14 protein-coding genes are annotated in these 12,259 nt (G+C 69.3%); 12 read left to right on the top strand and 2 right to left on the bottom strand.

From position 1 onward, the window contains the following. Positions 1-47 precede the first annotated feature (47 nt). On the bottom strand, positions 48-1,055 hold the full coding sequence (locus tag OG456_RS13625) for a chitinase (protein WP_323136327.1): 1,008 nt from the start codon (positions 1,053-1,055) through the stop codon (positions 48-50). A 223-nt stretch (positions 1,056-1,278) separates the two neighbouring features. Here OG456_RS13625 and OG456_RS13620 point away from each other — a divergent pair, with 223 nt between their 5' ends. From OG456_RS13620 to OG456_RS13565, 12 genes are all read left to right on the top strand, one after another. Beyond that, the gene (locus tag OG456_RS13620; protein ID WP_266560678.1) at positions 1,279-2,277 is read left to right on the top strand and encodes a hypothetical protein; all 999 of its coding nucleotides are present in this window, start codon (positions 1,279-1,281) and stop codon (positions 2,275-2,277) included. Positions 2,278-2,395: 118 nt separating this feature from the next. Beyond that, positions 2,396-3,106, top strand: a complete 711-nt coding sequence (cpaB, locus tag OG456_RS13615) for a Flp pilus assembly protein CpaB (protein ID WP_266560676.1) — start codon at positions 2,396-2,398, stop codon at positions 3,104-3,106. A 105-nt stretch (positions 3,107-3,211) separates the two neighbouring features. Then, entirely contained in the window at positions 3,212-4,807 is a 1,596-nt protein-coding gene (locus OG456_RS13610) for an AAA family ATPase (protein ID WP_266560674.1), read from the top strand. After that, the gene (locus tag OG456_RS13605) at positions 4,807-5,334 is read left to right on the top strand and encodes a TadE/TadG family type IV pilus assembly protein (protein WP_266569211.1); all 528 of its coding nucleotides are present in this window, start codon (positions 4,807-4,809) and stop codon (positions 5,332-5,334) included. The genes OG456_RS13610 and OG456_RS13605 overlap by 1 nt, the downstream gene beginning before the upstream one ends. Before the next feature lie 8 nt (positions 5,335-5,342). Next, positions 5,343-6,680 (top strand): CpaF family protein, encoded by a 1,338-nt coding sequence (locus tag OG456_RS13600; RefSeq protein WP_266560672.1) that lies wholly within the window; start codon positions 5,343-5,345, stop codon positions 6,678-6,680. 34 nt (positions 6,681-6,714) lie between these two features. Continuing rightward, the gene (locus OG456_RS13595) at positions 6,715-7,665 is read left to right on the top strand and encodes a type II secretion system F family protein (protein WP_266560670.1); all 951 of its coding nucleotides are present in this window, start codon (positions 6,715-6,717) and stop codon (positions 7,663-7,665) included. Positions 7,666-7,707: 42 nt separating this feature from the next. Continuing rightward, positions 7,708-8,610: a DUF5936 domain-containing protein gene (locus tag OG456_RS13590; RefSeq protein ID WP_266560668.1), complete on the top strand. Its 903-nt coding sequence runs from the start codon at positions 7,708-7,710 to the stop codon at positions 8,608-8,610. A gap of 571 nt (positions 8,611-9,181) precedes the next feature. Then, positions 9,182-9,652, top strand: a complete 471-nt coding sequence (locus OG456_RS13585) for a hypothetical protein (RefSeq protein WP_266560666.1) — start codon at positions 9,182-9,184, stop codon at positions 9,650-9,652. Positions 9,653-9,823: 171 nt separating this feature from the next. Next, positions 9,824-10,021, top strand: a complete 198-nt coding sequence (locus OG456_RS13580; protein WP_266569209.1) for a hypothetical protein — start codon at positions 9,824-9,826, stop codon at positions 10,019-10,021. Further along, positions 10,018-10,629: a pilus assembly protein TadG-related protein gene (locus OG456_RS13575; RefSeq protein WP_323136404.1), complete on the top strand. Its 612-nt coding sequence runs from the start codon at positions 10,018-10,020 to the stop codon at positions 10,627-10,629. The genes OG456_RS13580 and OG456_RS13575 overlap by 4 nt, the downstream gene beginning before the upstream one ends. Positions 10,630-10,684: 55 nt before the next feature. Beyond that, positions 10,685-11,224, top strand: coding sequence for a hypothetical protein (locus OG456_RS13570; protein ID WP_323136326.1), 540 nt, complete (start codon positions 10,685-10,687; stop codon positions 11,222-11,224). Positions 11,225-11,228: 4 nt separating this feature from the next. After that, positions 11,229-11,870, top strand: coding sequence for an OmpA family protein (locus OG456_RS13565; RefSeq protein WP_266560662.1), 642 nt, complete (start codon positions 11,229-11,231; stop codon positions 11,868-11,870). Positions 11,871-12,004: 134 nt separating this feature from the next. On the opposite strand, the gene OG456_RS13560 is transcribed toward OG456_RS13565, so the two are convergent. Continuing rightward, positions 12,005-12,178: a hypothetical protein gene (locus OG456_RS13560; RefSeq protein WP_266560660.1), complete on the bottom strand. Its 174-nt coding sequence runs from the start codon at positions 12,176-12,178 to the stop codon at positions 12,005-12,007. Positions 12,179-12,259 lie beyond the last annotated feature (81 nt).

The following is a 12,259-nucleotide window of genomic DNA, read 5'->3' as shown; positions in this document are numbered from 1 at the left end:
GGGATTCCGGGCGTTGAGGGGGAGGGGCAGGGGTCAGGGGGCGGGGCTCAGAGGCCGTGCACGTGCGGGCCCACCGTCGAGGACCAGCCGTTGCCCGTCGACGCGTCCCAGTTCGTCGACCACGTCATCGCGCCGCGCAGGCCGGGGTAGGTCTTCGGCGGTGTGAAGGAGCCGCAGTTCGCACTCTTCGTCAGGCAGTCCAGGGCCGCGTTGACCACGGACGGGGACACGTAGCCGCTGCCCGCCGCGCTGGTGGAGGCCGGGACTCCCAGGCCCACCTGGGACGGGGCCAGTCCGCCCTCCAGCTGGATGCAGGCGAGCGCGGTCAGGAAGTCGACCGAGCCCTGGCTGTAGACCTTGCCGTCGCAGCCGAGCATCGAACCGCTGTTGTAGTACTGCATGTTGACGACAGTGAGGATGTCCTTCACGGCGAGTGCGGTCTTGAAGTACTCGGCCGACGTCGACTGCATGTCTATCGTCTGCGGGGCCATTGTCAGGACGAAGTCCGAACCCGCCTTTGCCGCAAGGGACTTCAGCGCCTGCGACATGTACGTCGAATTCAGGCCGTTCTCGAGGTCGATGTCGACGCCGTTGAAGCCGAATTCCTGCATGAGCGAGTAGACGGAGTTCGCGAAGTTCGTCGCGGAATTCGAGTCGTTGATGGAGACGGTGCCGTTCTGGCCGCCGATCGAGATGACGACCGACTTTCCGGCGGCCTGCTTCGCCTTGATGTCCGCCTTGAACGCGTCCTCCGTGTAGCCGCCGAGGCCGGCCGAGTCGAGCGTGAAGTCGACCGCGCCCGGAGTCGTCGTCGCGTCGGCGAAGGCCACCGCGATGATGTCGTAGTCGCCCGGCACGTCGCTGAGCTTCTGGACGGTCGCGCCGTTGTCGAAGTTCTGCCAGTAGCCGGTGACGGCGTGGGCCGGGGGTGCCGCGTCCGCCCCGGCGGGGTCCGCGGTGGCCGTCGCCGTGCCGGTGAGGGCCAGGGCGAGAGTGGTCAGCACCGCCGCCAGGAATGAACGCTTCCGTGCTGGTTCTGTCGTCGCACGTGCCATTGCTGCCTCCGGTTCAGATGTGGGGGGAGGGGCAGTTGTCGGTTCTACAAACTGGTCCAGACCATTTGGGTTGTCAAGACCTCTGGAATTACTGGTTCCTGGCCGAGCCGTGCCCACCGCCTGGGCAACCTCCCGGTGAACACCGGGAAGTTGGGTGTTGAGCGGGCAATGCGCGGATATGGTGCTGAGACAGGAGTGCACAGAGACCGGGGGGTGTGCGAGCGTGCCGACCGCGATAGCCGTGACCAGCCCTGACCTGGTCCTCGCCGCGGCCGACCGGCATACGCCGTCCGCCGCCGTGCTTCACTCCACCGAGGACAGGGGCGGCAGGGCGGAGCCGTACGACCTCGATCGCGCGATCGTCGAGATGCACACCCTGATCGAGCACCACGGCTATGTGATCGTCCTGTGTCCGGCTTCCGTGCCGGACCTGGTCGTTCACCGGCTGCACGCTGTGCGTTCCATGCTGGAAAGTGACCGGATCGCCATCCTGCGGCCGGAGCTCCCGCCGCTCGGGCTCGCCGTACTCGTGCTCCAGCTACGGCAGTTGACCATGTGCGACTTCAGCCCGGGCGTGCTCGCCTCCGCCGCGCGGCTCCTCGCCCACTACATCTACGCGGGTGCCGTGCTCGGCTCCGTCGCCCGGCTCGACCGCGTCCCCGTCAGTCTCACCTCGCACGCCAAGTCGTGGATGCCGGGAGCCCAGTTCGCCGTACTCGCCACCCCGCAGCCCGAACTCGTGCGGCTCACCGGACCCGAGCCGCCCCGGCTGACCGGACCCGCCTTCGGCACCCGTATGTATTACGCCGCCGGGCAGCAGCCCACCGACTGGATCACCGGCACGCTCGCGCCCGCCTGGCAGGTGCAGGGCGCCGTCGAGACCAGGCTGCCCGCCGAGTCCGGGCGCTGGTGGGCCACCGGGAAGCCCGGAAACCCAGGAAAGCTCGCCGAGTTCGCGGCCGCCATCCCCGACATCTCCGTGCTCTACCAGCTCGTCTCGTCCGTCCGGCGCGAGGCGTGCCACTGGTGCGGACTCGAACTCATCGGTGACCGCTGCGGCTTCTGCGCCGCGCCGCTCGCCGATCCGCCCGCCCCGGGCGCGAAGCCACCGGGCGGACGCGGCAGCGCCCTCGCACCCGCCACCGGCCTCGCTGCCGCTACTGCGCTGGCCCCCGTCACCGGGCCGGCCCGAGCCGCCCTGCCACCCGCCGCCCGCCCCTGATCCCTTGAATCGCGACGAGATCCACAACTAGATCCACACAACTAGATCCACACAACGAGATCCACAACACGCTCCCCACCGAGATCCCCGACGAGATCCCCACGAGGTAGTCCGGTCCATGAACTCACGTCAGCGTCGCGGCGTCATCCTGCTGGTCATCTCGGCCCTGTGCGCCGTCGGCGCCTTCGCCGGGGTGCTCTCGGTGATCCGCGACGTGAACTCGAAGGTGGGCCCGGAAGTCGCGGCGTACCGGCTGAAGGACGATGTCGCGCCGTACAAGGAGCTGAACGCTGACCGGTTCGAAAAGGTCGAGATGCCCGAGCGGTGGCTGTCGAAGACCGCCGTGACGAGCCTCAGCCAGATCCGCGGCAAGATCGCCGTCACGACGCTGAAGAAGGGGTCCCTGCTCCAGACCGACATGATCGTCGCCCGGCCCGAACTCAGGGACGGACAGCAGGAGATCGCCATCATGATCGACGCCGAGACCGGGGTCGCCGGGAAGATCACGCCCGGCTCGAAGGTCAACATCTACGCCACCTTCAAGGCCGCCAACGAGAAGGCCAAGGACCAGTCCAAGGTCATCGTCGAGAACGCGGAGGTCATGGACGTCGGCAAGCTCACGCCCATCGACGAACAGGGCGGCGACAACGGGCGGCGCCGGCAGGGCGAGGCCGTGCCGATCACCTTCGCCCTCGACCCCGCCGACGCGCAGCGCGTCGCGTACGCGGAGTCGTTCGCGACCCACGTCCGGCTCGCCCTCGTCGCCGCCGGCAGCGACGCGGCCGTCCCGCCGGGCGACCGCTCGTACACCCTCGACGAGGACAAGTAGTCCAGCGACAAGTAGCCCACGACAAGTAGCCGAGCGACAAGCAGTCCAGCGACAAGCAGACCGGCAAAGCCGACAAATAGACTCAGAGAGGAGGCGAGCCGCACTGTGAGCATCCGTATTCTTCCCGCGGTGGGAGACCTGGACGCCGCCCGGTCCCTGGTCACGCTGCTCGGGCAGCTGCCCGACGCCGAGCCCACGCCGCCCGTCGCCGACTCCACCGCCCTCCTCGACACCCTCGCCCGGCTCGCCGCCGAGTCGCTGGACGAGCTGCCCGAGGTCGTCCTCGTCCACGAGCGGATCGGGCCCGTGCCCGCCCTCGAACTGATCCGGGACCTCGTCCTGCGCTTCCCGGCCGTCGGCGTCGTCCTCGCCACCGCCGACACGAGCCCCGCCCTGCTGACCGCCGCGATGGACTCGGGCGCGCGCGGCATCGTCGGGTTCCCCCTCGGGTACGACGCGCTCGCCGAGCGCGTGCAGGCCGCCGCGTCCTGGTCCGGCGGCATGCGCAGGCACCTCGGCACCGGCGGCGAGCTGGCGATCACGGCCGGCACGCCCGGCGGCCGCGTCATCACCGTCACCGGCGCGAAAGGCGGCGTCGGCACCACCGTCACCGCCGTCCAACTCGCTCTCGCCGCACAGGCGTCGGGCCGCTCGGTCGCGCTCCTCGACCTCGACCTCCAGTCCGGTGACGTCGCGTCGTACCTCGACGTCCAGTTCCGCCGCTCGGTCGCCGACCTCGCCGCCATCCGCGACATCACCCCGCGCGTCCTCCAGGACGCCGTCTTCACCCACGAGACCGGCCTCGGCCTCCTGCTCGCACCGTCGGACGGCGAGCGCGGCGAGGAGGTCACCGACCGCGTGGCCCGCCAGGTCGTCCAGGCGCTGCGCAGCCGCTACGACCTCGTGGTCATCGACTGCGGTACGCAGATGGGGTCGGCGAACGCGGCGGCCGTCGAACTCGCCGACCAGGCGATCCTGTTGGTCACCCCCGACGTGGTCGCCGTACGCGCCGCGAAGCGCATGATCCGTATGTGGGACCGTCTCCAGATCCGCAAGGCCGAGGAGACCGTCACCGTCATCAACCGTCACGCGCGCGGATCCGAGATCACCGCGTCGCTCGTGGAGCGCGTGACGGGCACCCGGGTCGCGCGCGCCAGCGTGCCCGCCGGGTTCAAGGAGCTGCAGGGCGCGGTCGACGCGGGCCGTATGCAGGACCTCGACAGCCGGTCGACGGTGAAGCAGGCGCTGTGGGGGCTCGCGGGCGAGCTCGGCCTGGTCGACGCCGCCGCGCAGGACTCCGGCCGCCGCGCCCGCCGCCGCGGCGGCGACAAGGGCGCGGTCACCCTGGAGTTCGCGGGCATGTTCCCGCTGCTGCTCGTGGTGATGGGCCTGCTGTGGCAGTGCGTCCTGTACGGGTACACGTACTCGCTCGCCGGGAACGCGGCGGACGAGGCGGCCAGGGCCGCGACCTCCGCCGAGGCCGGGAGCGGCGACACGGCGGGCGCGTGCCAGACCGCGGGCGAGAAGAATCTGCCCGGCGCGTGGCAGGGCGCCGCCATCACCTGCGGACCCGACGGATCGGTGATGAAGGCGACCGTGCAGCTCGAGGTGCCGGTGTTCTTCCCCGGGATCGACGCCGGGTGGACCGTCAAGGGCGAGGCGGGCGCCGCGAGGGAGGACGACCAGGGGGGCACGCCGTGATGGGCCGGCTCCTGGGCGCAAAGGGCCGTCTCCGGCGCGGGCACGGGCGGCGGGCGCGTACGGGAATCGGCGGCCCCCGGTGCCCGCGGACGGAGAGCGGCCCCCGGTGCCCGCCGACGGAGAGCGGCCCCCGGCGCTCGCGGACGGAAAACGGCCCCCGCCGCGGCCTGCGCACCGACGACCGAGGTGTCTCCATCCTCGAGTTCGCCGGGTTCCTGCCCTTCCTCCTCCTCATCGGCATGGCCGCCATCCAGCTCGGCCTCGTCGGCTACAGCGCGAACCAGGCCGGTTCCGGTGCCAGGGCCGCCGCCCGCGTGCAGTCGCAGGGCGGCGACGGCACCGGCGCAGGGCAGGCCGCGATGAGTGGCTGGCTCGACGCGGACATCGACGCCGGAGGCGGAGGCGGCGACACGACCACCGCCACCGTCACCGTGCACGTCCCGGTCCTCGTCCCGTTCCTGGACGACCGGTGGGACGTACGGCGCACCGCCACCATGCCGAACGACCGTGACCCGGAAGGGGGTTGAGTCGGAACATGAGCCTGCGATCAAGGGTGACGGTCCGCGAGGAGCCCGGCCCTTCCCGCGACGACGGCCTCGTCGCCGTCTACCGCGCGAAGCTCCTGGAAGAGATCGACCTCGCCGAGATGTCGTCCCTCGCGGCGGCCGACCGGCGGATCCGTCTCGAACGCGTCCTCGGCCACATCATCAGCCGCGAGGGCCCGGTCCTCTCCTCCTCCGAACGCAGCCAGCTGGTCCGCCGCGTCGTCGACGAGGCGCTCGGGCTCGGCGTGCTGGAACCCCTTCTCGCCGACGCGTCCATCACCGAGATCATGGTCAACGGCCCCGACGCGATCTTCGTGGAGCGTGCCGGGCGCGTGGAGCAGCTCCCCCTGCGCTTCGCCTCGCAGGAACAGCTCATGCAGACCATCGAGCGCATCGTCTCCACGGTGAACCGGCGCGTCGACGAGTCGAACCCGATGGTCGACGCCCGCCTGCCCACCGGCGAGCGCGTCAACGTGATCATCCCGCCGCTGTCCCTCACCGGCGCCACCCTCACGATCCGCCGCTTCCCGCGCGCCTACACCCTGCCCGAGCTGATCGGCCTCGGCTCGCTCGACGAACAGATGCTGATGCTGCTGTCCGCGTTCGTCCGCGCCCGCTTCAACGTCATCGTGAGCGGCGGTACGGGCTCCGGGAAGACCACCCTCCTCAACGCGCTCTCCGGCCTCATCCCACCCCACGAGCGCATCATCACCATCGAGGACTCGGCGGAACTCCAGCTCCAGCAGGACCATGTGATCCGCCTCGAATCGCGGCCCCCGAACGTCGAGGGCAAGGGCCAGATCACCATCCGCGACCTCGTCCGCAACTCCCTGCGCATGCGCCCCGACCGCATCATCGTCGGCGAGGTCCGGGGCGGCGAGACCCTCGACATGCTCCAGGCCATGTCGACCGGCCACGACGGCTCGCTCGCCACCGTCCACGCGAACGCCGCCGAGGACGCCCTCATGCGTCTGCAGACCCTCGGGTCCATGTCCGAGGTGCAGATCCCGTTCGAGGCGCTCAAGGACCAGATCAACTCGGCTGTCGACGTCCTCGTCCAGCTCACCCGGCACGCCGACGGCTCGCGCAAGGTCACCGAGATCGCCCTGCTGGTCTCGCACGGCCGCGAGCAGTTCAGGATCTCGACGGTCTCCCGCTTCGTGCCGCACCCGCTCGGCCACGACCACCGTGTGCGCGGCACCTTCGAGCATCTGCCGCTGCCGCGCCGCGTGGCCGAGCGCCTGTACGTCGCCAACGAGCCGGTCCCGCCGGCGTTCGGCGTGCTGGACGGCATCGACGGACGCAACACGAGGGAGGCCATCGGATGAGGACCGAGCGACCCGCCGTCGAGGGTGGCGGATCATGAGCGACCCCGCCCTCATCGCCCTCGGCGCCACCATCCTGACCTGCGCACTCGCCGTCGCCGGCCTCCATGCGTACGCGTCCGGGCGCGCCCAGCGACAGGCCCTCGTCGACCGGCTCGACGGCCTGTCGGGCGCCGGGCCGCACGGCGGCGCATCCGGTCGCGTACGCCGCTTCGCCACCGTCGACCGCAGGCTGCGCCGCACCCGGCTCGGCCGCGCCATCCATCTGCGCCTGTCCGCGACGGGGCTGGACCTGACGGCGGGGGAGTTCTTCACGTACGTACTCGCCGTGGTCGTCGCCCTCTGGCTGATCGCGTCGGCCGCCCTCGCGCCCTTCTTCGGGCCGATCGCGGGGCTGGTCGGCGCGTGGAGCGCGGTGATCTTCCTCAACTGGCAGCGGCAGAAGCGCATCGAGGCGTTCATCAACCAACTCCCGGACGTGGCACGCCTTTTGGCCAACGCCACCGCCGCCGGGCTCGCCCTGCGTACGTCCCTCGCGATGGCCGCGGAGGAGCTGGAGGCGCCCGCGGGCGAGGAGCTGTCCATGGTCGCCGACCAGCTCGCGCTCGGCCGCACCATCGACGACACCCTCGGCGAGCTCGCCGAACGCCTCCCCTCCCGCGAACTCGTCGTCCTGGTCACGACCCTCGTCCTCGCCAACAAGGCGGGCGGCTCGGTCGTGTCGTCCCTGCGGAACCTCACCCAGACCCTGGAGGACCGCAAGGAGACCCGGCGCGAGATCCGCACGATGCTCTCCGAGGTCAACGCGACCGCGTTCACCGTGCCGCTCCTCGGCCTCGGCTCGCTGCTCCTGATCAACTCGTCGAACGAGGGCGCGCTGGCCAGAGTGACGGGATCGCCGGTCGGCCAGGCGCTGATCCTCGTCTCGCTCGGCCTGTACGGCATCGGGTTCTTCGTGATCCGCCGGCTCGGGAAGATCGAGGTCTGACATGGGCGTACGTCATCCGGCCCACGCCGAGCGAGGCAGGTCATGAGTACGGGTCTGATCGGGCTGCTGCTCGCCCTCGCGACGGGCCTCGCCGTCCTCGGGATCTTCCTGGGCATCCGCATGTACCGCGCCGAGGCCAAGCTCCCCGGCGACCTGGCCATCGCCCTCGAGGTCGGCGCCACGCGCGTGTCCGCCGCCGGGTCCGCGGTCGACCGCCTGGGCATGCGCTTCGCCCCCCTCGTCCTTCGGGCCATGGGCCCCCGCCGCGTCGCCTCGAAGCGCCGCAAGATCGACATGGCGGGGAACCCGGGCGGCCTCACCATCGACCGCTACGCCGCCCGCCGCGCGGTCTACGGGGTCTTCGGCGTCGTCCTCGGCCTGGTCTTCCTCACCAACGGCCAGACCCTGTTCGCCGCCCTCACCCTCGCGTTCGGCCTCCTCGCCGCGGACGGTCTGATCTGGCAGGCCACACGCGAGCGCAAAGAGGTCATCGACCGCACGCTCCCCGACTTCCTCGACGTACTCGCCGTCGTCGTCAGCGCGGGCCTGGGCTTCCGGCAGGCGCTCGACCGGGTCGCCGAGAAGTACGAGGGTCCGTGGGCCGACGAGTTGCGCATTACGCTCCGGCAAATGGACATGGGCGTCAGCCGGCGCCAGGCGTTCGACGAGCTGCGCCGGCGCAACGCTTCCGAACAGGTCGCCCAGTTCGTCTCCGCGCTCCAGCAGGGCGAGGAACTCGGCTCGCCCATCGCCGAGACCCTCATCCAGATCGCCACGGACATGCGGCGCACCGACGCCCAGAACTCCCGCCGCCGGGCCGCGAAGACGATTCCGAAGGCCACGATGGTCACCCTCGTCTTCATGCTCCCGGCCACGATGATCCTGATCGCGACGGGCATGTTCCTGGGCTCCGGGTCCAACTTCGGTTCGATTCTGGGGCGTTGAGGGACTGCGGCGTGAGACGTCGACTGGGTACAGTGGTGTGAGCGATTAGTTGGCAGTTGCGAATTCGGCAACTGTGGCGACTCACTACGGGGGTCACATGACTGGGCGCCAAGGTGCGCGCCGCCGGCAAGTTCCTGGACGGTGCCTGATGGTGTCGGTACGGGAACTCAAGGCCTTGCGCCGACCCCTCCCAGAAATGGCTGACCGATGAAGAACGGAGCTGTCTCGGCGGCAGGCGCCTGCCTGGCACCGACCGCGCTCACCGTGCTCACGGCCTGCGGCCGCTTCGAGTCCCACCCGGAGCCGTCGAGTACGGCGATCCCCTCCGGCGTGCCAGCCAAGTCGACGTACGCGACGGCGAGGGCCGTCGTCCGGGCGATGGGCGAGACCGGCCTCGACTGCGCGACCGTGCGCAGCCGGGACTACGACGGCAGCTCCACGGCGGACCGCGTCGCGACCGTCGACGGGGTGAAGGTCGAGAGCGAGATCTCGGTCTTCGACCCCGACGACGTGTCGAAGACCGAGATCGGTACGTCGATCGAGTCCCGGGCGCACAGGCGCGTACGCGCAGATGCTGGTCGCGGCCGGGAACTGGTACATCCGCGTCATGGACCCGCCGTCCGCACCGGCGATCGCGAAGGCGCTGCACGCGGTGGTCCTGGACGCGAAGGGCAAGGGGTCGAAGACCCCCAAGTACCCGCTCCCGGACATCCCTTCCACTCGCACCTACGAGAAGGCCGACGCCCTGGCGGACGACCTGGCCGCGTCGGTGGGCTGCTTCCAGCGGGAGACGACGAGCACCGGAAGCATCAAGTGCGAGACCGGAAAACCGGGTTCGGGAGTCTCCAACTGCGCCGCCCTGACCCTGCACCCGACCCACGCCCGCCGCGATGCCACTCTGCGCGAGGCGATCAAATACCGCGGCGTCCCCGTCGAGCTGGTCATCGCGGGCAACTGGACCGTCAACCTCTGCGACGCCACCCTCGGCGCGAAGGTCGCCCGCGACCTGGGTGGGGTCGTGGTGGCGTACGACGGGCGGTGAGGGGCATGACAGGAAGCGACCAACTTCCGGTCAAGCGTGCGCCGTTAATGTGCGAAACACGGCACAGAGGGTTGCAGTTCCCGTACGTTGCGTATGGTGCCCGGGAGGTTCGGGGCGGCGAAGTCGTGCGGGAACGAAGGGGAAACCGTGCTGAAGGAACGCGTACTCGGGGTGTGGGTGAAGTGGACCGTGACGGTGGGGGACCGCGTCCGCGGGAGAGAACGGGATTCCGGGGCGGGGTTCGTGGAGTATGCGGGCCTGATGATCCTGATTGCCGGGATCTACACCTTGATCGATCAGCTGGGCCTGGACGGCAAGATTTCGCAGGCCATCGGCAATGCGGTCAACAACGTCATTGGCGGGGGCTGAGCACGCGGCTGCCGAGCGGTGATCGAGGGCAGACTCTCCCCGTCTACATATGGATGACGGCGATTCTCCTCTTTGTCGCATTCGCTTTCTTCGCCTTCGCCCAGGCAGCTTCGGCGCGTAACGGTGCGCAGTCCGCAGCGGACGCGGCTGCGCTGGCTGCGGCACAGGACTCTCGGAAGGAACTCCTCGACGGATTGGGAGCGGCCGTAGGACAGGGAGACACCTGGCGTGACTGGCTGCTCGGCGACAAGTTCGATGGTGCGGGCGCAGCGGAGGCCGCAGAGCGTCTGGCGGCGGAGAACGACGCAGATGTCATAGCAGGACCGGATGACACGGACGTGGATGGCCATCCGGGATACCGAGTGGAGGTCGAGACTCGCTACGCCGTCGGCGACTCGGTTATTCCAGGTACGGAGTCCAAGCACGCGAAGGCGGACGCCATCGCCGTGATCGAGCCTCGTTGCGATGTCGATCCGGATGCTGATCCGGCAAAAGCAGTGGTCTTCGACTGTGACGGCGGCGAGCAGTTCGAGTTCGACCCGGACGACTTCGACATCGAGGATCTGCCTGATCCCTCGGTTCTGTTCTCCGTTCACTTGGCCGACTGACCAACGATGAGAGAGGAAAGCCGCACTGATGAATGTTCGGCACACCCTGAGCGCGGTGGCGATCACGACTGGGCTGGTCCTCACGGTGGCCGGCTGCGGCGGGGGAGACGACAAGGGATCCGAGAACCCCAAGCCCTCCTCTTCGTCCAGCAAGAGCAGCGGCGGGGATGCCAAGGAATCGGCTCCCGCCGAAAGTAAGTCTCTTGCTGAGGTGAAGAGCAACGGCATCACCGTCACCGTCAATTCAGTCTCCCGTGATCAGGGCGGATTCCTCAACATCACCGGCACGGTGACCAACGGTGGCTCGGGTATCTGGCTGGCGAGTGAGTGGAAGAGCGACGAGACCGAACTTCAGGTGAACGGCGGATCTCTGGCCGGAGCCAGCGTCGTCGACCAAGCGGGCAAGAAGAAGTACCTGGTGCTCAGGGACACACAAGGCCGATGCCTCTGCACCAAGTTCGAAGGCGGCATCAACCAGGGCCAGACGGTCGACTGGTTCGCCCAATTCCCCGCGCCTCCCGAAGGCACCACGAAGGTTCAGCTCCAAGTGCCGACGATGCCCCCCGCCCCCGTAGAAATCTCCGAGGGCGAGTAACCCCATGCCCCTCACCCATCGCCTCGCCGCCCTCACCACCGTCGCCCTCACCACCGTCGCCCTGATCACCCTCGGCGGAAGCCTCGGCGGCAGCGCCTACGCCGATGATCCAAAGCCGTCAGGCGCTCCTCCGGGAAGTACGACCACCTCTCCGCCCCCGGAGGTCGACGCCAACAGTCCGGGGCTGAAGCTCGCCGACGGCTCCACGCTGGCGCCGGCCAAGGTGCTCGACATCAAGTCCGTCGTCGAGGACCTGTCCGGCGACGAGCGGCGCGAGGACACCAATCAGGACGTGAAGTTCGCGCTCCAGTCGGAGGTGCTGTTCCAGAAGGACAGTTCCAAGCTGAATCCGGACGCCAAGTCCCGGATCCAGGCCATCGCCGACGAGATCAAGGCGCAGAACGCCACGAACGTCCGCGTCTTCGGCTTCACGGACGACCTCGGGTCGTACGTCCACGGGCTCACGCTCTCGAAGAAGCGCGCGGAGGCTGTGCACGAGCAGCTCGCGGCAGCGCTCGGTTCGCAGGATCAAGACGTCACGTTTGCGGTGCGCGGCTACAGCGAGGACTACCCGATCGCCGACAACAACAGCGAAGAGGGCCGCAAGAAGAACCGCCGCGTGGAGGTGTCGTTCCCGAAGGCGTGAGTTTGCAACGGCTACACGCTGTCCGGTGACGGTGGATCGCCTCCGGGGGGCGGGTTCCCTTCGACGGTAGGCGCGATACCGCTCCTGCGGTTGCCCTGAGGCTGCTCGTCAGGAAAAGGGAGGTGTCCCGCTGCTCATTCGTCGGCCTCGGCGGCCGGGTCCACCGGCTGCGTCGCTGGTGAGACGTAGGTTCCCCGCTGCGGCACGGTGAAGACGAGCTCTTCCTCGTCAGCCTTCCGAATCCGCTTGTTCGAATGGTGGCACATGAAGGACTCAGAACGGCAGTTGGCCAGGCTGGGTGAACGCATCAAATAGCACGATCTGAGCACCGCTGCACGTAGCGTGGCGAGCGCGACAGCATCCCCGTCCGGTTATTCGGGCGGGGACGC

The organism is Streptomyces sp. NBC_01446 (genome assembly GCF_026340095.1).
Classification (GTDB): domain Bacteria; phylum Actinomycetota; class Actinomycetes; order Streptomycetales; family Streptomycetaceae; genus Streptomyces; species Streptomyces aureus.
This window is presented reverse-complemented; position numbering and strand designations above follow the sequence as displayed.

Bases quoted from the DNA above. Each gene is read 5' to 3' on its own strand.
- OG456_RS13625 (WP_323136327.1), bottom strand. From the start codon at position 1,055: ATGGCACGTGCGACGACAGAACCAGCACGGAAGCGTTCATTCCTGGCG.
- cpaB (WP_266560676.1), top strand. From the start codon at position 2,396: ATGAACTCACGTCAGCGTCGCGGCGTCATCCTGCTGGTCATCTCGGCC.
- OG456_RS13605 (WP_266569211.1), top strand. From the start codon at position 4,807: ATGGGCCGGCTCCTGGGCGCAAAGGGCCGTCTCCGGCGCGGGCACGGG.
- OG456_RS13600 (WP_266560672.1), top strand. From the start codon at position 5,343: ATGAGCCTGCGATCAAGGGTGACGGTCCGCGAGGAGCCCGGCCCTTCC.
- OG456_RS13595 (WP_266560670.1), top strand. From the start codon at position 6,715: ATGAGCGACCCCGCCCTCATCGCCCTCGGCGCCACCATCCTGACCTGC.
- OG456_RS13590 (WP_266560668.1), top strand. From the start codon at position 7,708: ATGAGTACGGGTCTGATCGGGCTGCTGCTCGCCCTCGCGACGGGCCTC.
- OG456_RS13585 (WP_266560666.1), top strand. From the start codon at position 9,182: ATGCTGGTCGCGGCCGGGAACTGGTACATCCGCGTCATGGACCCGCCG.
- OG456_RS13565 (WP_266560662.1), top strand. From the start codon at position 11,229: ATGCCCCTCACCCATCGCCTCGCCGCCCTCACCACCGTCGCCCTCACC.
- OG456_RS13560 (WP_266560660.1), bottom strand. From the start codon at position 12,178: ATGCGTTCACCCAGCCTGGCCAACTGCCGTTCTGAGTCCTTCATGTGC.